The organism is Serratia sp. 3ACOL1 (genome assembly GCF_003668775.1).
GTDB lineage: Bacteria > Pseudomonadota > Gammaproteobacteria > Enterobacterales > Enterobacteriaceae > Chania > Chania fonticola.
The window spans coordinates 566,749-588,745 of sequence record NZ_CP033055.1; the positions used below are offsets into that span (position 1 = coordinate 566,749).

Consider the following 21,997-nt stretch of genomic DNA (forward strand, 5'->3'; position numbering starts at 1 on the left):
TCCGGCACCGCGATCGCCCTGGGGCGATACGGGTGCGTTTATTTTTTATATTATTGAAACTGGTGTTGGCACTACGAGTTGTTGATTACAGGTAAGGTTTCACCCAACCCAGACCCGCCGTCGTTTCTCCACGAGGTTTATATTCACAACCGATCCACCCTTGGTAACCCACCTTGTCGAGTTGGGCGAATAGCCAAGGATAATTCAGCTCACCGTCATCGGGTTCATTACGGTCTGGCACCGAGGCGATCTGGATATGGGCATAGCGCCCGGCAAGCGTTGCAATCAGATTACTGATATTGCCGTCCACCAGTTGCGCGTGGAAGAAGTCGAACTGAATAAACACGTTCGGGCGATCGATGGTGGCTACCAGTTCCGCCGCCTGATGCTGGCTGGAGAACAGGTAGTTGGGCTTGATCGGTGGGCTGAGCGCTTCGATCAACACCTTGATGCCGTGAGGGGCGAAGGCGTCGGCGGCGTAACGGATATTGCTGATGAAGGTTTCCCGATAGCGGGCAATATCTTCCCCTGGCGGCACTACGCCAGCCATCACGTGAACGTTAGGGCACTTGAGGGCGATGGCATATTCCAGAGCACGATCGATATCCGCGCGGGCATCCTGCTCGCGGCCCGGTAACACTGCCAGCCCCCATTCACCTGCGCCCACATCGCCCGGCGCGGTATTGAACAACACCTGCTGTAGACCATTTTGTTGCAGTTTCTCCGTCAGTAGATCGGCGGGGTAATCATAAGGGAACAGGAACTCTACCGCTTTAAATCCGGCCGCCGCAGCGGCATCAAAACGATCCAGAAACGAATGCTCGGTAAACATCATCGATAAATTGGCAGCAAATTTTGGCATGGTTCAGCTCCGTAACTCGGCAATTTCATCATCGGTTAAATAGCGAATTGGGCGGTTGCCGAGGGTGAAAATCAGCTTGGCCGCATCTTCCATTTCTTCGGTATTGTTCGCGGCTTCCCGCAGGCTCTCGCCGGTGACCACGGGGCCGTGGTTCGCCAACAGGAAAGCCTTGTAGCTTGGGGCCAGCTTGCCCAGATCTTCCGCCAGCCGCAGATCGCCGGGGCGGTAGTAAGGCACCACCGGCACCTGGCCGACGCGCATCACCACATAAGGGGTGAACGGCTTGATGGCATTTGCCGTATCCAGCCCTTGCAGGCAGGAAAGCGCGGTCAGATAGGTGCAATGCAGGTGCACTACTGCCTTGCACGCCGGGTTGTTCTGGTACAGCGCGCGGTGAAAGCTGATCTCTTTCGAGGGCTTGTCGCCAGAAATCCATTCACCGCTCAGGCTGACTTTCGACAGTTTGTCTACCTGCAACTCCCCCAGGCAAGAGCCGGTGGGGGTGGCAAGCAGGGTACCATCTGGCAACAACAGCGAAAGGTTGCCTGCTGAACCGGTAGCGTAGCCGCGCTGGAAGAACGAAGCCCCCAGGCGCACCATCTCTTCCCTTGCCAGCTGTTCAGTGTCAGCGGTCATCGTCATACTGAAAACTCCGTTTGTGCTCTGGCGAAAAAGTTTTCATCGCCGAAGTTGCCCGATTTCAGGGCCAGTGATACCGGTTGTTCAATTGCGCGTACCCAAGGCACACCTGGAGAAATGCATGGGCCGATATGGAAGCCGCGGATCCCCAATGCCTGGGTGACCACGCCAGAGGTTTCACCACCGGCGACGATAAAGCGGCTGAAACCCTGTTGTTGCAGGCGTTTAACCACTTCAGCAAACAGGGCTTCAACCGCCTGGCTGGCGGCTTCGGTGCCGTATTGCTGCTGGGTTTTTTGCAGTTGCTCCGGTTCGACGGTGGCGTACAGCAACGGGGCCAGTGGCTGCGCGGCCTGCTGTTCTACCCAAGCGCTTAGTTCGGCTGCGTAGGCGCTGCGATCGCCTGCTGTGATGCAGCGCGAGACATCAATACTCTGTGCTGGAGCCTGTTGGCGGTAGCGTGCTACCTGCTTGTTGGTCATGGTGGAGCAGGAGCCGGAAAGTACCACGGCTTTCTTCCCCTGTGGCGCTCCGGCTGATTGAGCTTTTTCCTGACCTGGCTGCGCCCATTGGCGGGCAATGCCGATCGCCAGCCCTGAACCTCCGGTGACCAACTTCATGGTTTTCAGCGCTTCGCCCTGGGTCAGCAGATGCTGTTCGTTCAGGGTATCCAATACCGCGTAGCGCACACCTTGTTGCGCCAACTGTTGCAGTTTCTCCTGCACCGCATCGGCACCACGATCCATCTCTACTGCGTTGACCAGCCCGCAACGCCCGCTGGCCTGGGCCTCCATCAGCCGCATCAGATTACTGTCGGTCATTGGCGTCACCGGATGGTTGCGCATACCGGATTCCGACAGCAACTGGTCCATCACGAACAGATAGCCTTGATATACCGTGCGGCCATTTACCGGTAGTGCAGGGGAAATCACCGTTTGCTGTTCGCCAAGCGCATCGAGCAAGGCATCGGTAACCGGTCCGATATTGCCCTGGGCTGTGCTGTCGAAGGTGGAACAGTATTTAAAGTAGAACTGGCGGCAACCCTGGCGCTGTAGCCAGGCTAAAGCCTGCAACGACTGCTCGACCGCCTGGTCGACCGGGCAGGAGCGCGATTTCAGGCTGATTACCACCGCCTGCGAGTCGACAGGGGTATCATCCTGCGGCACGCCATTGAGCTGGACCGTAGGCAAACCGTTTTCTACCAGGAAGCTGGCGATATCGGTGGCGCCGGTAAAGTCGTCTGCAATCACTCCGAGTAACATTATGAGTTCTCCTTATTCTTCGGCAGTTCGATCCCGGCGAAGATTTTGATCACTGCGCTGTCATCTTCCTTGCCGAAACCTGCGTTGCTGGCGGAAGTAAACATGTTGAACGCCGTGGAGGCCAATGGCAGCGGGAAGTGCAGCGCTTTGGCAGTATCGGCCACCAGCCCAAGATCCTTGACGAAGATATCTACTGCAGATTTTGGTGAGTAGTCGCCATCGACCACGTGGCGCATACGGTTCTCAAACATCCAGGAGTTGCCTGCGGCGTTGGTGACCACATCGTACATCACGTCCAGCGGGATACCGGCGCGAGCGGCCAGCGCCATCGCTTCGGCACCGGCGGCAATATGTACGCCTGCCAACAGTTGATGGATGATCTTGACCGTTGCACCCAGGCCAATCTCGTCGCCGATGCGGTACACTTTCCCGGCCACGGCATCTAGTACCGGTTGCAACTGGGCGAAGGTGCTCTCACTGCCCGAGGCCATCACGGTCATTTGGCCAGCCGCTGCCTTGGCTGCACCGCCGGAAACCGGGGCATCCAGCATCGGCAGGTTATACGCCAACAGTTTCTGTTCGATCTCTTTGGCATCCGCAGCCGCAATGGTGGAGGACACCATCACCGGCGTATTCGGTTTCAACTGGGCCGCCAGGCCGTTTTCCCCAAACAGGATCTGTTTTACCTGGTTGGCATTAACCACCAACAGCAGCACCGCATCCAGTTCGGTTGCAAAGTCTGCTGCGCTGGTGGCGGCCTGTTTGGCACCGGCTTGCTGTAGCGCTGCCAGTGCCTGTGGGTTGAGATCGACGCCATAGGTAGTCAGCCCGGCATTGATGCAGGACGTTGCCGCGCCCATGCCCATTGAACCCAAACCGACGATACAAACTGCATAGTTTCCTGGTTGTGCCATGATGCACCTCTGTTAATTTTAGTGATTATTTGTTTTGATGTGTTAAATGTAAGCGTTATTGGCGCGGATATCGGTGATCGTCTTCACAATTATTAACAATGTAACGGACGGTCTAAAAAACGGTTACTCTTGCTAACATAATGCTTTTAAATGTTTTTTATGATTATGACCGGCTTCACAGCCTGAAAAGCTTTACTACCGTCGCACGAAAATTGACGTAAAATCACAATTATTATCATCGCAGTCTGAGAGGGGGAACCGTGATACCTGTTGAACGCCACCAACAAATTTTGGCGCTGGTGTCCGAGCGCGGCGCAGTCAGCATAGCTGAACTGACCGAAAGGCTGGGAGTCTCGCACATGACCATCCGGCGCGATCTGCAAAAACTGGAAGAGCAGGGCAGTGTACTGTCCGTCTCCGGCGGCGTACAGGCGGCCGAGCGCGTGGCGATTGAGCCTTCGCATCAGGATAAGGAAGGGATGTTCAGCCAGCAGAAAGCCGCTATTGGGCAACTGGCCGCGCGGCAGATCCCGGCCAACAGTTGCATCTATCTGGACGCAGGCACCACCACGTTGGCCCTGGCTCGCCAGCTCGGCGACCGTGACGATATCACCGTGGTAACCAACGATTTTGTTATCGCCGCCTATTTGCTCGAACACAGCCAGTGCAAGCTGATCCACACCGGCGGTACGGTATGCCGGGAAAACCGTTCCTGCGTGGGCGCCGCTGCGGCTCAGGCTTTACGTAATCTGTTTATCGATCTGGCGTTTATCTCTGCTTCTTCATGGAGCATGCGGGGTTTGTCTACTCCGAACGAGGATAAGGTGGTGGTGAAAAACGCCATCGTTGAGGCCAGCCGCCGCCGCATTTTGCTGAGTGATACTTCCAAATATGGCAAGGTGGCCACCTATCTGGCGCTGCCGATTTCGGTCTTTGAGGTGATTATCACTGACGATCATCTGCCGGAAGCGGCGCGTGAGGCGATTATGCAGGCAAATATTACGTTGCTTACTGCGGTGCAGTGACCTTAAACCCCACGAATCTGATAAACACCGGGGTGGTTATCACTGCCCCAAGATCGTGGCCACAGACTCCACAACGGATAATACCAGGCATTGAGCCGCAATAATTCCATCACGTCCAGGTGCCAGCCAGTGGCACCGCCAGCCTGCTACCACATAATATTTACCTATAAAAAGTTAATAAGTTATTTTTAAGGATCCACCTTAATGTGGTGCTGGTATACATCCTAATGAGTATGGGTAACACCAGGTTATATCGCTATGTAAAGTCAGTGTCATGCTAAGGCAGTTATCTGGCAGTGTGGCAGGTTAAAACTATTGATTTAAATGATAAAGGTTATCAACGATAGCTGAAAACTCCTACTTTCCCAGTCCTGTAAGATCTTAGTGATGGTTAAATCTGCGATATTTTTACATTAAAAAAGGCTCTGCAGGGTGTTTTTGTGAAGTTTTTCGCTAAAAATAAATTTATGGCGACATAAAAATCTAACCTTATGAATTTTAACGAATCAATATATCAATAATCAGCTTGTTTCGATAATCTTTGTTTTGGTCATGAGAAAATTCTTATTCCAGGGAGAAGGAAAAATGCCACAGTTAATGACAATTACCCGCGGTCTATTTACTAGCGATAAAAACGTTCACGCAGGCTTTTTTTTAATTTCAATTAAATGATTTTATTAACGATTAATGCCTGGGCTGTCTGTTTTTATAGTGAAAGTCGTGAATATAATGAAATATAAACTTAATGACCGTATTATCTTCGATGTCGATAGCGGAACGCTGAGTTTGAGCGATCTGTTTGACGATACTGTCACCATCTCCAACCCATCCAAGCGCTTGCTACAGTTACTGATTGTCCACCAGGGCGATGCCGTGAGCCGTGAAGTGATCTTCAAAAAGGTGTGGGATGATTATGGGATGATTTCCAGTAACAATAATCTTAACCAGTGCGTGAGCAAGTTACGTAGAGTGATCAAGGCGCTGGGAATTGATGAGGAAGTGATCGTCACGGTTCCCAAGGTGGGTTTTATGCTGCACAGCGAAATCCAGATTGTGTCTTGTGAGGATGAAAAGGATACGCCGATCCTTGATGCCGAACCGCCGGTATCAGCCGCTAAAACCATACCCGTGGTGGTGGGCAAGGTGTTTTCACGTGCTTCCTTGCGCTATGGTTGGGGGATAGTGGGCTTTGTGTGTGTGGTGTTGGCCGGCATCGCGTTCTATATTTTCAATCCAAGCATCCGGCAAGAGAGCTATCTGGGCAAATCGGGTAACTGTGCGGTATTTATGTCGAACTCCACGGTTCGGGCAGATCCGGCATTCAGCGATGATGTGTTGGTGCAGGTGGCAAGGCAAAAAATCCAATGCCAACCGGATGAATACCTGTTACTGATGCGTGGCAATCAGGTGAAGTCGTATATTTCTGGCATCTCACGGCTATTTTTTCTCCGCTGCAAGATTTTGCGAGAGCATAAGATTGAACTTTGCTCTGGTCTGGAAAGCGAATCCTCCCTTTAATTGAATAATGATGCTTGGCTGGCGGGATAAACGACCGACAGCCAGAACATCGTGGCCTGAGATTTAACCACTTTACTAACGTTATTTTCCCTCAAGTACGATCGCTGCAGTGATTTATCCCCCTTATTATTCCGCTGGCTGACTACCCTGAAACAGTAATGCTCCTCACGCTAGCCCTCTCCCAAAAGGAGTGGAGACCGAACGTGCCACCATTTTATTACGGCACTCCGCTTCTGCATCAACCTTGTTACAGATCACCTCTGTACCCGAACACGGCACCATACCAGCACCCTACCCCAAAAGGAGAGGGGACCGAACGTGCCACCATTTTATTACGGCACTCCGCCTCTGCATCAACCTTGTCGCCGCTCACCTTTGCACCTGAATACGGCGCTGTACTAGCTCCCTCGCCCTTTGGGAGAAGGTTGGGGTGAGGGAAAATGGGGTGCCTTAACTGACACACATTAAATGTACAGGCTGATTTTTCACCAGAAATGGCACCGAATAACGACAGTTATAATGTGGTTAATGTTTGCTCGAATTAATCTAGGATAATTCTGCTACCTTCCTTACGTAGGTGGGGTTTCTATCCTTAATTGAGTATTAAAAAGATTAAACACAGGATTTAAATCTAAACATTTCACATTTACTAGTTAATGATTATATTAAGATTAATTTGGGTTAAGATTTTTCTCGTCAAGTAGGACGGGAGGCATACTCACGTTGCATATCAATACTTGGCGTTATCCCGCTAGCAACTGGCAATACCGGAGTGAGTGGAGATGACAAAGATCGGCACATTTAACGGACAATAGAAATCTATAACTTAGGGAGTTTTACCATGAAAAAGATCACACTTGCTCTGGCAATCGTTTCAGCATTCGCAGTAGTGGGCACCGCTCAGGCAGCAGACGTTACCGCACAAGCCTTGGCTACCTGGTCAGCCACTGCCAAGAAAGATACCACCAGCAAGTTGGTTGTGACGCCAATCGGCAGCCTGTCTTTCCAATATGCTGAAGGCATCAAAGGTTTCAACAGCCAGAAAGGTCTGTTCGACGTGACTATCGAGGGCGAAGGAACCGCCACCGATTTTAAACTGACCTCCAAGCTGGTGGCCAATACTCTGACTCAGCTCGACACCTCTGGTTCTACCCTGGAAGTGGGCGTTAACTACAATGGCGCAGCAGTAGAGAAAACTGCTGAAACCACCATGATCGACGTTAATGCCGGTATTATGGGTGGCAACCTGAGCGCACTGTCTGGCGCTTACGACAAAGCTGTTCGTACCAGTGCACAAGATCAGTTCACCTTCAGCATCATCGGCGCAACGGCTGATGGCGCAACTGCTGTGACTGATTTCAGCACCCTGCCTGAAGGTATCTGGAGTGGCGACGTGAGCGTAGAGTTCAACGCTACCTGGACTACCGCATAATCGTTTCCCCAGAGTAATGCGTCTTAACAGGGGGGAAACCCCCTGTTTTTGTCAGCTAAAGAGTTTGGAATACCGCTATGAATCGTTTCTATTTTTCTATTCCCCTGTTGCTGTCCCTATGCCATAGCGCCTTTGCGCTGGATGTTGGCGCGGTCAGTTCCTTTATGCCCAGTAATAGCGCGACGCTAAGTAAAGAAATTAAAAATACGACGGATAGCGGCCGCCTGGTGAATATAAAAATAGAAAGGATTTCCGACCCGACGGAATCCGGCGTGGTGATCCCGATGGCGACGAAAGACGAAATGCTGTTGTCACCGGCCAGCCTGATGATGCCAGCCAACGCCAGGGATGTGATCCGTTTTTATTATAAGGGCCCAGAAGATAGCCAAGAGCGCTATTACCGGATTGTCTGGTTCGATCAGGCATTGACGGATGCGGGGCAGAACACCGCCAAACGCAATGGCGTGGCCACCACCTCCGCGCGTATTGGCACCATTTTAGTCGTTACGCCACGCCAGGTTAATTTTAATCATCAGTTTGCCAATAACAAAGTCGCCAATACCGGCAATGCCACCTTCAAAATGGTGGCCTACGGCCCCTGCAAGAATAAGAAAGAAGGCAGCAGTTGCAAGGAAAACTACTTTGTCATGCCAGGTAAAGATCGTGGCCTGTCAAAAGTGGATATCAATGATAAGAAAAGCCACGTTGCGCTTTGGTATGGAGAGCAATTTATTCAAGTCAAATAACACCGAGTTGGGCTGCCACGGGATGTTGCAGTAAAGGGATGCATAATAGTTCAAGGAGTTAGACGTGAAACTAGCACTGGATAGTGCATTACTCAAGATATCAGTAGCGGTGGGGATGAGCGTTATCCCGGCCGTGATGATCCCTGGGCAGTCGGCTCTTGCCGCCGGGTTAACCCAAATTGATGGCGTGTTGATCCCCCAGACTTTCAGCATGGCATTGCGTGAGGGGATGAGCATCCCATTATTGCTGCATTTTGAACAAAACAGCACCCTGAAAGACGATCAACGCATTGGGCGCGCATTGCTGGTGCTTGATGACAATCATCTGAAAATTAGCGAAATTACCCTGGAAGATAACGAAGGTGGCGCACAGCTGACCGCCGCGATCACCAAGCAGCTCAATACGCTCAATGACGCCAACTTTGATGACAAGCAACGCATTACGCTGTCGGATGATGCCTGGCTGGCGTTGGATTTCCGCCAGTTGAACCTGCAATTGGTAGTGAAGCAATCGGCCTTGGGTACGGTATTGCGTGAGCGTGCCAGCGATATTGGTGCGTCGAGTGTTGATGAGATAAGCAGCACGCTGGCCTACAACCTGGGCGTTTACGATAATCGCACCAAAGCCAGTGAAGGTTTTACCTCCAGCTATTTATCGCTGAATAACGTCACTTCTCTGCGTGAGCATCATGTGGAAGTGAACGGTTCTGTCTATGGGATTGGCAGCAGCAACCAGGATTCGACGCTGTATAAGCTGATGTATGAGCGTGACTTCGCTGGCCGACGCTTTGCCGCAGGCATGCTCGACAGCTGGAACCTGCAATCGCTGGGGCCAGTGACCACCATCAATTCGAGCAAAATCTACGGCATGTCCTATGGCAGCCGGGCCAATTCGACGGTGTTTGATAATAGCCAGTCGTTAACACCGATTGTCGCCTTCTTCCCCTCGGCGGGTGAGGTTCACCTGTCACGTGATGGCCGTCTGCTCAGCGTACAGAATTTCTCTATGGGTAACCACGAAGTGGATACCGGCACGCTGCCTTTTGGTATTTATGATGTGCAGGTTGAGGTGATCGTCAATGGTCAGGTGATCAACCGCCGTATGCAGCGGGTTAACAAACTCTATAGTCCGCTGCACGCCGCGGGTGCGCCGATGTTCTGGCAGTATTGGGGCGGCATGGTGCGTATGGATGAGTGGCGTGGCGACAACGATCGCTTCGCTGAGGCTAAAGATAGCTACCTGCTGGGGGCTTCAGCCTCTGGCAACCTGTCTCGCTTTAACTGGGCGCTGTCCGGCTATTCCCTGGACAGCACTTCGGTGGCGGAAGGCCGTTTAAGCATACCGATCATCGATGCGGTGCAGGTTAGCACGCAGAGCATGGTAGCCACAGACCGATCCTGGACGCTGATCAATACCGTGAGCGCCACGCTGCCCGGTGGTTTCAGTACGCTGTGGGCCAACGAAGAAAAAACGGTGATCGGCAACAAACTGCGCCAAAACGATGCCCATAACCGGGCGATCGGCGGCTCGCTGAACTTGGGGGCGATTGTGCCTCACCTCGGCACGCTCAGCGTCAGTTATAACGATGACAAGAAAAATAGCAGCCATTACTACAACGTGGATTACTACCAGAATCTGTTCACCGGCCGTTACGGCACGCTGGGCATACGTGCCGGGGTACAGCGATACAATAATGGCCATTCCGGCGGCAATACCGGCAAGTACATTGCGCTCGATTTCTCCTTGCCGCTGGGCAACTGGTTCAGCGCCGGGGTTTCTAACCAGAATGGCTACACCACGGCCAATATTGCGGCGCGTAAAGAGATCGCCGATGGGCCGATCCGTACCGTGGGGGCAAACCTGTCGCGCGCTATCTCCGGCGACACCAACGGGGATAACAGCTTTAACGGCGGTGCCTACGCCCGTTTTGACACCAAGTATTCTACCGGCACCGTCAACGTTAGCAGTTCCGCAGACGGCTACGTGAATACCAGCCTGACCGCTAACGGTAGCGTCGGTTGGCAGGGGCGTCATATCGCGGCAAGTGGACGCAATGAAGGTAACTCAGGGATCATTATCAATACCGGCCTGGAAAATGAAGGCATGCTGACCGCGCGCGTGGATGGCCGCGTCGTCAAGCTGACCGGCGACAAGAACTATCTGCCACTGTCCCCTTATGGTCAGTATGTCGTGGAGCTGATGAACAACAAAAACTCGGCGGAAAGCTTCGATATCGTCACCAATCGTAAGAACAGCCTGACGCTGTACCCGGGCAACGTGGCGGTCATCGAACCGCAAATCAAACAGATGGTCACGGTATTTGGCCGTATCAAGGCCGAGGATGGCACGCTGCTGGCCAACGCCAATATCAACAACCATATCGGGCGTACCCGTACGGATGAAAAAGGGGAGTTCGTGATGGATGTGGATAAGAAATTCCCAGTAATCGATTTTACCTACCGCCACAATCAAAGCTGTGAGGTGGCGCTGGATCTGAGCAAGGCACAGGGTGCGGTCTGGGTCGGCGACGTGGTTTGCCGCGGCTTGAAGTCCTACGCCAAAGTGGGCCAACCAGGAGATATGAGCAATGAAGGCTAATAACATACGTTTGGCGCTGTTGATCGGCGGCCTGCTGAGCATTGCCCCGGCGCAGGCGGTGAACCCGACCAATCTGGGAGATGCCGCAACGATGAAGTTTGTCTTTGTTGAGAACAATGCGGACGATAACTTCTTTGTAACCCCGGCAGGGGGGCTTGATCCGCGTATGACCGGTGCCAATAAATGGACCGGCCTGAAATATGGGGGTTCCGGCACCATTTACCAGCAGAGCCTGGGCTACGTCGATAATGGCTATAACTATGGGCTGACGGCTAACAACCGCTTCGATATGTGGCTGGAAAATGCGCCTATTAAAAATCCGTTCCTTGGCCTGCGTTGTATCAACTGGTATGCCGGCTGCAATATGGACACCAGCCTGATCTTGCCTGAAGCCACTGATGAGAAAGGGTTTTACGGTGCTGTCGTCACCTCCGGTGGGGCAAAATGGATGCACGGCATGATGTCACCGAGTTTTTATCAGTACCTGAAACAGATGGGAGCGGGCACTTCGTTCAGCATGCAGATCAACGGTTGTCAGACCAACGTTGTCTACAATGCCAGCAACGGCGAACGTTGCCAGGATCAGGCTCGTGGCACCTGGTATCGACGTAACGTCACCCATAGCAAAGCGGCACACCTGCGTTTTATTAATACCAATGCGGTATCGGAAGTGTTCGTCAACAGTGATGGAATACCGATCATCGGTGAAGGTAATGCGGACTGCCGCAACCAAACCGTCGGTGCCCGCAGCGGTATCATGTGCAAGATGGTGAGCTACGACCTGCAAACGGATGGCAGCGTCAGCAATACCTCGATCCATATTTTTCCGTCGATCAACCATGCCGCACTGTCATCGGCGGTTAATGCGGCCGATCTGCAATTCAGTTTGAATGGCAACAGTTGGAAAAATACCTCGGGTACCGGCAGCTACTATACGTTTAACGAGTTGAAGAGCAGCAATGCCGTTTACGTGTTTTTTGCCAGTAACTTCTTCAAACAGATGGTCAAGCTGGGGATCACCGACGGCGGTACGCACGATCTGATTAACTTCCGTTTCCAGAACACCACCTCGCCGGAATCGGGCTGGTATGAGTTCTCGACCTCTAACCAACTGATCATCAAGCCTCGTGATTTCAGTATCAGCATTATTTCCGAGGATTTCGATAATAATCCGCACCGGGAAGGCTATGTTGGCCCCTCCGAGCCACCTTTGGAGTTTGGCTATATTGTGACCACCAGCGCCAAGACCAATGCCGATCAGGTCAGGGTGATGGCGACTGGCCCAACGCAGTCACTGCGGGGGATCAACTACTGTATTTTCTCCTCTCCAGACAATACTACGCAGGTTCCATTCCCGGCCCAGCTCAGTATCACCACCAGCACGGGGACGGAGCAGGTGTTTGATGCCGGTTGTGACAGCCAGTGGCACGATATGACCAACGCCCTATGGAGCAGCACCCCATGGAATGATATTTCCGGTGACGTGGGGGTGATGAACAAGACCAAGGTCAAGTTCAGGATCCCGATGAACGATCCGATCTCGCTGAAAACGGTGGAAGGTAACGCCTGGTATGGTGATGTGCATGCCGCCGGTGAAATCCACGTTGAGGCAACCTGGCGCAATATTAATTAAGGGGATGATATGAAAACTCTGCTGCTATGGCTAATCTTCCTGCCCTTTACCGCCGGGGCGATCAACGTGGGTACCATGACGTTTGCGATGGATCAGGATCAGTCCTTTGTCGCCAAGCGGGTGTTGAACAATAACGCCAGCGCCCGGTTTTATCAGGTTTCCATTCGTGCCATCGATCGGCCAGGGGAGCAAGAGGTACGAACCCGCCCGGCAGAGGGGAATTGCTGTTTGCCCCCAAGCAACTGACGCTGCGGGCAGGGCAGGGGGAATATTACAAGTTCTATTACCATGGGCCGAAGGATAATAAAGAGCGTTATTATCGCGTCTCATTTCGTGAGGTACCGACTAACCTGCTGACCACCGGGCAGAGCAATAAAGCTGGGGCCAACCTGGAGCCGATCGTGGTAATGGATACCATTCTGGTGGTCAGACCGCGTGTGATCCAGTTTGACTATCAGCTTGACAAGCAGCGCGGTACGCTCAAAAACACCGGTAATACCTTTTTTAAGTTTTTGCTGAAACCCGGTTGTGATAGCACTGATGAAGAAGGGATCACCGAGTATTTACGACCAGGGGATACGCTGTCGCATCCGGGTATCAAACTGCAAGGTCAGAAATTTATTATTTATAACGATAAGTTTATCAACGTGGATAAAAGTTGCATTTAAATAGCAAGATTTTATTGACCGTTCGGCAGGAAACGCTGGTTTCAGGTGGTTTTTATAAACTAAAAAATATAATATTTTCAATGGGGTAATTAATTATGCATGCCTTTTATAACGAGACTTTTATTATCTTTGATCCCCATCCTTTGGTGAATATCGGCCTGCAGGCATTGATTGACCCGAACAATAAAAAAATCAGCCGTCTAAGTAGACTGAAAGATATTGTCTCGTTACTTAATGATAAAGAACAGCAAACGGTTATTATGGAGCTCTACCATCATACCGAAGACATTTATCAGGTGGTGCGATTCGTGTTGACCTTCGGTACGCTTTGGCCAAAGGCGTCCTTGGTGGTTTTCACCGATATCATCAACCCGGATATTTTGTCGTTGCTTGCCGCACAAAAACACCTCTCATTAGTGGCCAAGCGCGATAGTGTGAATTATTTGCTGGCAGCTGTTTCGGCGGCCCATCCTACTGCGAGTTATCGTAGCCCAGCGATGCGGCAGCTGTTGTTGCAGGAACTGCGGCCATTATCAGGTTGTGAATGGCGCATCCTGGGGTTGATGGTTGCCGGAGCCAATGCACAGCATGCCGCTCAGGTTATCGGGCGCAGCTATAAGACCGTCTGTACCCATAAGCTGAATATTATGCGCAAGCTGGGGCTGAATCAGGTTGGCTTTATGCAGCTGCTGTTGGCGTTCAGAACCCGTTATTGGGATGAAACTGCTATTTCTGGAGTACATCCAGCTCCACCTCACTGAGAGAGAAGGGCTGTTTCTGAGGTTGTGCCAGCGGTGCTAGTTCAAACAATTCCTCTGTCAATCGGCCTGGCTTAAATCAGTGCAGATCGCCTTTATTCTAGGTTTATTATTAATTCCAGGCTTTTTATTAATGATATATATGTCACTTGTAAGCGAACTAGGTCGCTGTTTTACGTTACAATTGACTATAAAATGTTCTGTCTTGGTGTTATTAATAGCGTGGTAATATTATCATTCCCGGTGTTAATTTGAGAATTTACTGGTTACACTAAAGAATTTCTCATGAAAGATCCGAAAGTAAAATATTTTAGCTGAATTTTATTGTCTTAATAAATGCTATAAATTAAGGTCCTTCTGCCTTTAAGAACGGCGTATTCATGTTTTTAATTAATTATTCTAGAAGGATCTATATAGATGAATAAAAGCAAAATTGGGCTTTTGATGCTCGGTACTCTGGTGTTCTCAGCGAATGCTTTTGCTGGTATCAGCAGCCAAGAGCAAAATATGCGTAATGAAGTCACCAAGTGCGTCAGTGATATCCAGTCATATGGCAATGATCCTCGGGAAAAATCGCCTCTCTGGGTTATTTACGGCACACGCGGTGGTGCACATAAGTATTGCGGTTCCGTTGCCGCTAAAACCAGAACTGCAATCACGCCAGGGTACAACCAGCAAGAGGCTTGGGAAGCAGAGTGGCAGGATCTCTTTGCAGAATATAGCGCCATTCCTAAGGCAGATGCCAACCAACCCAATACCCTGAAATTGGTTAAAAAGCTTCGTGATCTTGCCGCAGCAAACAAATTGGATGGGCGCCATGCTCAGTCTAAACTCTATGTTTATCGTGCTATGATGCGTGAGCTTGATAAATTGGATGCGATCCTGCCTTCTGTAGAAGGTAAGTAATCTGTTCTAATTAAATAATTATGTACCGGCACGTTTAATTATGACTGCCGGTGCATTTTTATAAATCCCATTATTTCCATTCTCGCTATATGAATAAAAATTTATTCGTTTTCCCTACTCTATTAATGGCAGCCTGGTTTGCCAATGCAGGGGAGTATTTTTATATCTCCCAAGGGGAGCGGATATAGGCCATATGGAATTGGACGTGGCGGACGACGGTTTTCCATGTTTTGATAGACAACAGCTTATTGAATGGGAAATCCTTTCACCAGCAAATATGAGTGAGGTACCAGAAACCGGCTGTATCAAAGTTAAAGATCTTTATCCATTAAATATTACCGTTACCTTAATTGATAAGGTGAATTTTCTCATTTTTACATTCTTGGAGTCGACAGAGGTCAAGGCCGATCCTCGCCTGGCTATCGAGTATAGAGATGAGGGTATTCCAGCTATCCTGATAAACTATGATGTTAACTATAAAAAATATCAGGGAGAACGTTATGTCAGAAGAAAAAGAAAAGATAACTTAGTCGTTGAGTTAGAGTCTGGCATCAACTATCAACACTGGCGGTTAAGATCACGGCAGTTTCATGATAATGAGGATATGCTACAGCAACGAATAAGGTTTTCCGATCTCTATGCTGAAAGAGATATCCCCGTGATAAACTCTCGCCTGCATTTTGGTGAGGGCTACAATAATACTTTCTATCTGGATCCCTTCCCCTATCGCGGGATAAAATTGTCCTCGGACGATAATATGTTTCCTTCGTCACAGGGGCCGGTGTTGCCTTGGGTATACGGAGTGGCCACCAGTGATGCTGAAGTTGAGATCCGGCAGAACGGCAAACCGGTTTACCGTACGATGGTTCAAGCCGGGGATTTCGTGCTGAGAAATATCAAACTGTTTGACAAGTCGGGTTCTATTACCATGACGGTGAGAGAAAGCGACGGTAGCATCATTTATTATGACGTACCCTGGAGTCGGTTGGACAACATCCTGGATAAGAACATGTGGAAATATGATATCTCATTCGGCAAGTTTATGAGTAGTGAGAGAATGGAAGAGTCTAACCCCATTTTCTTTCAGGGGGCGCTGGATATGGCCTCACTGCACAAAGCTCTTTATTTGGTGGTGCGTTGATATCGCAAAATTACTATAGCCACTCACTAGGTATTGGTCAGCGACTCAATCAATTCGGTGATGTTACCTTTAATCATCAGTACAGCAGTATAACATCGGCAGAGCAGGGTCAGGTGAATGGTGAGAAGTTGCGTTTACACTATGTGGCTAATTTCAACAAGGCGAATGCCAGCATCAGGTTAAATGGCGAGTATTATCTACAGCCTCATTTTAATGATTTCAATAATTACGCCTATAATGCTAAAACAGATTATTATTGCTGTGATTATTATAAAAAAGAATATGGTTTTGATTTTTCGCTAAGCGCATTGATCGGTACCTCACAGAGCTTGTCGTTAAATATCAACCGGGAAAAATACAAAGAAGATCAAGGTAAGCGGACGTTCTACTCGCTGAAGTTTATGCAAAACACCGTCAACTTATCCTATGACCTTGACCTGTCCTACTATCAATACCCTGCGCAAAAAAGTGAAATGCTGTTTGGTATTACCTTCAGGGTACCCTTAAAGAGAATGGGGATTGATAACACCAGCCTGAATCTGGGATACAGCTATAACCCCTATGATCACTATCAATCTGAGCTTGGCGTTAGCGGTAGACATCTAAATAATAACCTTAACTACCGGGTGACTGGCCGCAGGGGCAAACAGAGCAAGGCAAGTTATCAGGCGAATGCCAATTACCGTTATGCTGCGGGTGAATCGGCTATCAGATACCAGTCTGGAACAAACTATGCGCTTTACTCGGCGAACAGCTCAGGTTCATTGGTTGCCCACCAGGCGGGGATTACCTTAGGGCCAGCGTTAGGTGACACTAACGCACTGGTTTATAGCAAAAAGCATCCCAATGCGACGATCCCCGAGCAGGTTGATGTGATTACCGACAGTCGCGGCTATGCCATTATCCCCAATCTTATTCCCTATCAGGTCAACGTGGTCAATGATGAGATAGGCCAAGAGAGGGAATTTGGTGAGCCAGCCAATGAAGTCGTTAAAGTGCCGACATTAGGGGCCTTATCCTATTATGAGTTGCTCAACTAAATAGCTGTGCCGAAGAGGGCAACAGGTGGAAATCATACGGGGTGCCGGCACGCCATAAGCCCTTCCCTGGAGGCTGATTGCCGGCACTTTAGCTAGATTACCGACAGGGAGAAACGAAAGCAGGCGCCAGCATGCTGCTGATCCACTAGCGTAATATCACTGTCGTGTAACTGCAGAATGCGTTTGACAATCATCAGCCCCAAACCCCCTGCATGACGGCGGGCATGGTTGAGAATTGACGGACGGATAAACAGATCTGGGCGCAGTTCCAAGGGAATGCCAGGCCCGCTGTCATTGACCTGAACCATCACCTTATTACCCTGCGGCCACAGGCGCACTTCAATCTCTCCACCGCTTGGCGTATGTCGGATCGCGTTATCCAGCAGGTTTGTCAGCACCCGTTCCATCATGCTCAGATCGGCAAACACCAGGGGGATGCCCGGCTGAATATCGGCAAGCAGGCGCTGCTGGCGAGCCTCGGCGGCCAATTCGAACTTCTGGAATACGTCCTGCACCAACTCACTGAGAGAGAACGGTTCTTTCTGAGGTTTCACCACGCCGTATTCCAGCCTGGCCAGCTCAAATAGCTCTTGAGCCAGCCGCCCAACTTTGCGGCTCTGCGCCAGGGCTATCTCCAGATAGCGTTGACGGTCGGTGGGGGTCAGGCTGGCGGATTTTACCGACAGCGTTTCCAGATAACCATGCAGCGAGGTCAATGGAGTACGCAGATCGTGAGAGATATTGGCGATAAACTCGCGCCGTTGTTGGTCCTGTTGTGACAGGGTTTGCCATTGTTCGGTAATGCGCTGTGCCATACGGCGGAATGCCTGCTGCAACTGGCTGACTTCATCACGGCTGTGACTCTCCGCAGGGGTGTTGGCATAGGTTTGCAGTGCTGCGATGCCGTCGCTATCCAGAGCACTAACCTGCTGGGTCAGACGGCGGATCGGCCGTGTTACCCAGTGGAAGGCAAAGCCCCCAGCCAGCAGCCCGAACAGCGCCACCAGCCCCATCGACCACAGAGCGGTATAAATGGCAGAATTGATCTGGGCGCTATTGGCCAGCGCATCATAATCTTCCCCCAGCAGCACCACGTACAAATAGCCTTCAATCTCGCCATTTACCCGCAGCGGCGCGGCGCTGAAGACTTTTTGGTTATTAAGATTGCGCGGATCGTCGCCATAGAGGGGCATTTCGGCCCCGTTCAACAATGTCTGTATCGGTAACAGATCGACCTTCTGGCGTTTCATGTGCCCGGCAGGTGCCGCGTTGCCGACGATGTTGCCTTGTTTATCCAGCAGATAAACCTCAACGCTCGGATTAACCGCCATCAGTTTATCGAACAGGGTATGCACCGACCGATCGTTCCAGCCTTGTGAACTCAACAGTGGGTTGCTGGTGGCGATATGCTGCGCCAGATTGGTGGAAAGCCGTTGGATCACCGCCTGGCTATATTGTGTGCTGCTGCGGACCTGTAACCATCCGGAGATCGAACAGCAGATGAGCAGCAGCAGGGCGAAAACCAGAGTCAGGCGTTGCGTTAGCGTGAGATTTTTCATCATTTACCCTTGCGGCGAAGCCGCGAATTTATAGCCCTTACCCCACACGGTGAGGATGTGCTCGGGTTCTGCCGGGTTGCGCTCAATCTTGATCCGTAGCCGGTTAATATGGGTATTCACCGTGTGTTCATACCCTTCATGTTCATAACCCCAGACTTGATTGAGCAGGCTGAGGCGGGAAAACACTTTGCCGGGGTGGCGGGCGAAGAAATACAGCAGGTCGAACTCGCGTGGTGTCAGTTCCACCGTTTGCTGGTTTAGAAGAACTTCGCGGGCGATAGGATCGATCACCAGCCCGTTCATGCTTAACGTTCCCGCCTCCATCCTGAGATTACGGGTCATCGCCTCTTGGCGTCGGAACAGAGCTTTGACGCGGGCGACCAGCTCCAGCATGGAAAAGGGTTTGGCCAAATAGTCGTCTGCACCCAGTTCCAACCCCAGTACCCGGTGGACTTCACTAGAGCGGGCGCTGGTGATAATGATTGGCGTATAGCGCGTCATATTACGGGCGCGACGGCAGATTTCCAGGCCATCGATGCCCGGCAGCATCAGATCGAGGATCAGCGCGTCCCAACCTCCTTGTTCCAGCATTGCCATGCCCAGATTGCCATCGGCCGCGTGGCTGATGTCATAGCCTTCATCGCGCAGATGCAGTTGCAACAGTTCGGCGATATGGCCGTCGTCTTCGACGATCAAGATTCGTTTTGCCTTTTCCATTTTCTCTACCGCAGTTAACTGGTCTACCTGAAGTCTACACAACCCCTACCTTGGAAGTGATCACATTTTATTTAACTTTGCGTGAGGTCTTGGGGAACAAATCCGTTGAATACTGCCGACATCGAACCGATACGGGGCAGGAGAGAAGCGATGATCACGGCGAAACAGACCCTTATCCACCCGCTGTGGCTAAGGCTGACACACTGGCTGAACGCACTTGCCATGCTGATTATGGTCACCAGCGGTTGGCGCATTTATAACGCTTCCCCGTTGTTTAACTTTAGTTTTATCAACGAGCTGACGCTAGGCGGTTGGTTGGGGGCGCGCTGCAATGGCATTTTGCCGGCATGTGGCTGTTTGGCATCAATGGCCTGTGCTATCTGCTGATCAACCTGTTCAGTGGCCGCTTTAAACGCCAATTCTGGCCGCTCAGCCCCAGGCAGTTTGTGGCCGATCTTTGGGCCGCCCTGTGCGGCAAGTTGTCACACGCCGATCTGCGCCACTACAACATGGTCCAGCGTGTGGCCTATCTGGTGGCTATCGTGGTTAGCGTCCTGATGGTGCTCTCTGGGCTGGTGTTGTGGAAGTCGGTGCAGTTTCCCCTGTTACGTACCCTGCTTGGGGGCTACGACGCGGCCCGCTATGTGCACTTTTTTGCCATGACGGCGCTGGTTGGCTTCGTGGTGATCCATCTGGTGATGGTGGCCCTGGTGCCACGTACGTTGCTGGCCATGTTGCGTGGACGCTAAGGAGACACCGATGAAAATGGAAAAACCCCCTCTCAGCCTCAGCGAAGGCCAGGATATCGTTAAAGAGGCACAACGCCTGTTAGCGCACCAGTTGGCATCGTCGTCACGCCGCCGTTTTCTGCGCAATGGCTTGACTCTGGGGGGCGTAGCGATGCTGACTGGCTGCGATCTCAGCGATAACGCTCAGGTAGATCAGGCCTTGAACCGCATCTCACGCTTTAACGATCGGGTTCAGGGCTGGCTGTTCAATGCCAACCATCTGGCACCAGAGTATGCCGAATCGATGATCACTCGGCCATTCCCGTTTAATGCTTTCTATAGCGAGGATCAGGCGCCGGATATCAATGGCGACGATTATCGGTTGGAAGTGGCGGGGTTGGTGCTGCACAAGCAGCCCTGGACGTTGGCACAACTGCATCAAATGACGCAAATCAGCCAGATCACCAGGCACATCTGTGTGGAAGGCTGGAGCGCCATCGGCAAATGGGGTGGGGTGCCATTTGCCACCTTCCTGAAAGCGATTGGCGCAGATCTTAACGCCCGCTACATCGGCTTTAAATGTGCCGACGACTACTACACCAGCATCGATATGGCCACGGCGTTGCATCCGCAAACGCTGATGGCGTTGACCTACGACGGGCAGATTTTGCCGCGTAAATACGGCTATCCGATGAAACTGCGGATGCCCACCAAGCTGGGTTACAAGAATCCCAAACATATTCAAGTGATCGAAGTCACCAACCACTTTCCCGGCGGCTACTGGGAAGACCAAGGCTACAACTGGTTTGGCGGTAGTTGATTGCCGCCGATGCAGTTTCATGGCACGACGCGTGCCGGTTAACCAAGAAAAGGAAATACCATGAAAAAGTTATTTGCCATGATGATGTGTAGCGCACTGATGCTGGGTATCACCGGAGCCAATGCGGCCGACAGCATGGGCAAGGACGCAATGAAAAAGGACGGTATGAGCCAGATGTCCCACGATGGGATGGCTAAACAGGGCATGGAAAAAGAGTGTATGGATAAAGACTGCGTGAAGAAGGACTCCATGGCCAAAGATGGCATGAAGAAGGATCATATGGCCAAAGACGGGATGAAAAAGGACTCCATGGCTAAAGAGGGTATGAAGAAAGACGCTATGAGCCAGTAAAGGTGCCGATGACCGCCAGTTATCCTGTCTCTGGTACGGCAAGGGGCGCGCTCAATTGCTGAGTCCGCCCCTGTTGCTCAATTGCCAGCGACGAAAATGGTGCTCATATTTCGCAGACGCAACTTCTTTAATGCGCTGTATTTCTGTGAAAAAATGGTTTTCGGATGGGTTCCGCGCTTGGCTGCAATGTTCAGCAGACTATCACCGCGCAACAGATTGAAGATCACATCGCTTTCTGCCGGGCTGAGCTCGCGGGTTTTCTGCACCTTCAATTGCCCCGACTCCTCGCTCGCCAGCAGGTTTTCCACTTTTTCTTCTAGTAAATAAAGCGGCATGCGCGCCGATACCAGTTCCACCGAGATCCCCAGGATCGCCAACAGTTTGGCCACCCGCTCATCATCATAAAATACCAGAATACGCGTTGAGCTCATGTGTTGCTGATGCACAGACACCAGGCTTTCGATCACGTTGACGCTTTGTTCCAGATTTTGCGAGGTGAAAATCAACGCAATATCATGCTTGATAATTTTCTCCGCCTTCGCACCACCGTGCATAAAGTCCGAAAACAGCTTGATATCGTACTTGCCATAATGCTTTTTCAACAGCATTGAAAGCCCGACATAGCTGTACTTACACTCACTAATCACCAGGACATTGTTTTTAGACATATTGGGGATAC

Annotated in this window: 17 protein-coding genes and 3 pseudogenes; 13 read left to right on the forward strand and 7 right to left on the reverse strand. The window is 51.1% G+C overall.

Annotated elements, in window-relative coordinates:
• Positions 1-85: 85 nt before the first annotated feature.
• From D9980_RS02755 to ltnD, 4 genes are read right to left on the reverse strand one after another with little or no spacing between them, the layout of a single operon-like run.
• The gene (locus D9980_RS02755) at positions 86-862 is read right to left on the reverse strand and encodes an HPr family phosphocarrier protein (RefSeq protein WP_121606332.1); all 777 of its coding nucleotides are present in this window, start codon (positions 860-862) and stop codon (positions 86-88) included.
• A 3-nt stretch (positions 863-865) separates the two neighbouring features.
• Positions 866-1,498 carry a 3-oxo-tetronate 4-phosphate decarboxylase gene (gene otnC, locus D9980_RS02760; RefSeq protein WP_024484552.1) on the reverse strand — a complete coding sequence of 211 codons (633 nt, stop codon included), beginning with the start codon at positions 1,496-1,498 and terminating at the stop codon, positions 866-868.
• A 2-nt stretch (positions 1,499-1,500) separates the two neighbouring features.
• Positions 1,501-2,763 carry a 3-oxo-tetronate kinase gene (gene otnK, locus D9980_RS02765; RefSeq protein WP_121606333.1) on the reverse strand — a complete coding sequence of 421 codons (1,263 nt, stop codon included), beginning with the start codon at positions 2,761-2,763 and terminating at the stop codon, positions 1,501-1,503.
• Positions 2,763-3,677 carry an L-threonate dehydrogenase gene (gene ltnD, locus D9980_RS02770; protein ID WP_024484550.1) on the reverse strand — a complete coding sequence of 305 codons (915 nt, stop codon included), beginning with the start codon at positions 3,675-3,677 and terminating at the stop codon, positions 2,763-2,765. Before ltnD ends, otnK begins: the two co-directional genes overlap by 1 nt.
• A gap of 260 nt (positions 3,678-3,937) precedes the next feature.
• On the opposite strand from ltnD, the gene ygbI reads away from it, so the two are divergent.
• The 10 genes and pseudogenes from ygbI (at position 3,938) to D9980_RS26920 (ending at position 17,143) form a co-directional block, all read left to right on the forward strand.
• Complete coding sequence (gene ygbI, locus D9980_RS02775) at positions 3,938-4,702, forward strand: DNA-binding transcriptional repressor YgbI (RefSeq protein WP_121606334.1); 765 nt, start codon at positions 3,938-3,940, stop codon at positions 4,700-4,702.
• 729 nt (positions 4,703-5,431) lie between these two features.
• Positions 5,432-6,220: a winged helix-turn-helix domain-containing protein gene (locus D9980_RS02780; protein ID WP_121606335.1), complete on the forward strand. Its 789-nt coding sequence runs from the start codon at positions 5,432-5,434 to the stop codon at positions 6,218-6,220.
• A gap of 841 nt (positions 6,221-7,061) precedes the next feature.
• Positions 7,062-7,652, forward strand: coding sequence for a common pilus major fimbrillin subunit EcpA (locus D9980_RS02785; RefSeq protein WP_065686866.1), 591 nt, complete (start codon positions 7,062-7,064; stop codon positions 7,650-7,652).
• Between the two features lie 77 nt (positions 7,653-7,729).
• Positions 7,730-8,398: a hypothetical protein gene (locus D9980_RS02790; RefSeq protein WP_121606336.1), complete on the forward strand. Its 669-nt coding sequence runs from the start codon at positions 7,730-7,732 to the stop codon at positions 8,396-8,398.
• Positions 8,399-8,513: 115 nt separating this feature from the next.
• A complete protein-coding gene (locus D9980_RS02795) occupies positions 8,514-10,997 on the forward strand; it encodes a fimbrial biogenesis outer membrane usher protein (RefSeq protein WP_202913985.1) in 2,484 nt (827 codons plus the stop codon).
• Entirely contained in the window at positions 10,987-12,630 is a 1,644-nt protein-coding gene (locus D9980_RS02800) for a hypothetical protein (RefSeq protein WP_121606337.1), read from the forward strand. Before D9980_RS02795 ends, D9980_RS02800 begins: the two co-directional genes overlap by 11 nt.
• A gap of 9 nt (positions 12,631-12,639) precedes the next feature.
• Positions 12,640-13,298, forward strand: a pseudogene (locus D9980_RS02805) (fimbria/pilus periplasmic chaperone).
• Between the two features lie 563 nt (positions 13,299-13,861).
• Positions 13,862-14,059 carry a hypothetical protein gene (locus D9980_RS27220; protein ID WP_370454326.1) on the forward strand — a complete coding sequence of 66 codons (198 nt, stop codon included), beginning with the start codon at positions 13,862-13,864 and terminating at the stop codon, positions 14,057-14,059.
• A 414-nt stretch (positions 14,060-14,473) separates the two neighbouring features.
• Complete coding sequence (locus D9980_RS02815; protein ID WP_121606338.1) at positions 14,474-14,962, forward strand: hypothetical protein; 489 nt, start codon at positions 14,474-14,476, stop codon at positions 14,960-14,962.
• A gap of 277 nt (positions 14,963-15,239) precedes the next feature.
• A pseudogene (locus D9980_RS26920) lies at positions 15,240-17,143 on the forward strand (fimbria/pilus outer membrane usher protein).
• Between the two features lie 92 nt (positions 17,144-17,235).
• On the opposite strand, the gene D9980_RS02830 reads toward D9980_RS26920, so the two are convergent.
• Together D9980_RS02830 and D9980_RS02835 are read right to left on the reverse strand one after the other, a co-directional pair.
• Positions 17,236-18,702 (reverse strand): HAMP domain-containing sensor histidine kinase, encoded by a 1,467-nt coding sequence (locus D9980_RS02830; protein WP_121606341.1) that lies wholly within the window; start codon positions 18,700-18,702, stop codon positions 17,236-17,238.
• Between the two features lie 3 nt (positions 18,703-18,705).
• Positions 18,706-19,419 carry a response regulator transcription factor gene (locus D9980_RS02835; RefSeq protein WP_121606342.1) on the reverse strand — a complete coding sequence of 238 codons (714 nt, stop codon included), beginning with the start codon at positions 19,417-19,419 and terminating at the stop codon, positions 18,706-18,708.
• A gap of 150 nt (positions 19,420-19,569) precedes the next feature.
• Between D9980_RS02835 and D9980_RS02840 the strand changes: the two are divergent.
• The 3 genes and pseudogenes from D9980_RS02840 (at position 19,570) to D9980_RS02850 (ending at position 21,318) form a co-directional block, all read left to right on the forward strand.
• Positions 19,570-20,168, forward strand: a pseudogene (locus D9980_RS02840) (cytochrome b/b6 domain-containing protein).
• A 10-nt stretch (positions 20,169-20,178) separates the two neighbouring features.
• Positions 20,179-20,967, forward strand: a complete 789-nt coding sequence (locus tag D9980_RS02845; protein WP_121606343.1) for a molybdopterin-dependent oxidoreductase — start codon at positions 20,179-20,181, stop codon at positions 20,965-20,967.
• A gap of 60 nt (positions 20,968-21,027) precedes the next feature.
• A complete protein-coding gene (locus D9980_RS02850; protein WP_121606344.1) occupies positions 21,028-21,318 on the forward strand; it encodes a pentapeptide MXKDX repeat protein in 291 nt (96 codons plus the stop codon).
• A gap of 77 nt (positions 21,319-21,395) precedes the next feature.
• On the opposite strand, the gene D9980_RS02855 is transcribed toward D9980_RS02850, so the two are convergent.
• Entirely contained in the window at positions 21,396-21,986 is a 591-nt protein-coding gene (locus D9980_RS02855; RefSeq protein ID WP_037375072.1) for a LuxR family transcriptional regulator, read from the reverse strand.
• Positions 21,987-21,997 lie beyond the last annotated feature (11 nt).

Coding starts and splice junctions, on each gene's coding strand:
- D9980_RS02755 (WP_121606332.1), bottom strand. CDS start 862: ATGCCAAAATTTGCTGCCAATTTATCGATGATGTTTACCGAGCATTCG.
- otnC (WP_024484552.1), bottom strand. CDS start 1,498: ATGACCGCTGACACTGAACAGCTGGCAAGGGAAGAGATGGTGCGCCTG.
- otnK (WP_121606333.1), bottom strand. CDS start 2,763: ATGTTACTCGGAGTGATTGCAGACGACTTTACCGGCGCCACCGATATC.
- ltnD (WP_024484550.1), bottom strand. CDS start 3,677: ATGGCACAACCAGGAAACTATGCAGTTTGTATCGTCGGTTTGGGTTCA.
- D9980_RS02780 (WP_121606335.1), top strand. CDS start 5,432: ATGAAATATAAACTTAATGACCGTATTATCTTCGATGTCGATAGCGGA.
- D9980_RS02785 (WP_065686866.1), top strand. CDS start 7,062: ATGAAAAAGATCACACTTGCTCTGGCAATCGTTTCAGCATTCGCAGTA.
- D9980_RS02790 (WP_121606336.1), top strand. CDS start 7,730: ATGAATCGTTTCTATTTTTCTATTCCCCTGTTGCTGTCCCTATGCCAT.
- D9980_RS02795 (WP_202913985.1), top strand. CDS start 8,514: ATGAGCGTTATCCCGGCCGTGATGATCCCTGGGCAGTCGGCTCTTGCC.
- D9980_RS02800 (WP_121606337.1), top strand. CDS start 10,987: ATGAAGGCTAATAACATACGTTTGGCGCTGTTGATCGGCGGCCTGCTG.
- D9980_RS27220 (WP_370454326.1), top strand. CDS start 13,862: ATGGTTGCCGGAGCCAATGCACAGCATGCCGCTCAGGTTATCGGGCGC.
- D9980_RS02815 (WP_121606338.1), top strand. CDS start 14,474: ATGAATAAAAGCAAAATTGGGCTTTTGATGCTCGGTACTCTGGTGTTC.
- D9980_RS02830 (WP_121606341.1), bottom strand. CDS start 18,702: ATGAAAAATCTCACGCTAACGCAACGCCTGACTCTGGTTTTCGCCCTG.
- D9980_RS02835 (WP_121606342.1), bottom strand. CDS start 19,419: ATGGAAAAGGCAAAACGAATCTTGATCGTCGAAGACGACGGCCATATC.
- D9980_RS02845 (WP_121606343.1), top strand. CDS start 20,179: ATGAAAATGGAAAAACCCCCTCTCAGCCTCAGCGAAGGCCAGGATATC.
- D9980_RS02850 (WP_121606344.1), top strand. CDS start 21,028: ATGAAAAAGTTATTTGCCATGATGATGTGTAGCGCACTGATGCTGGGT.
- D9980_RS02855 (WP_037375072.1), bottom strand. CDS start 21,986: ATGTCTAAAAACAATGTCCTGGTGATTAGTGAGTGTAAGTACAGCTAT.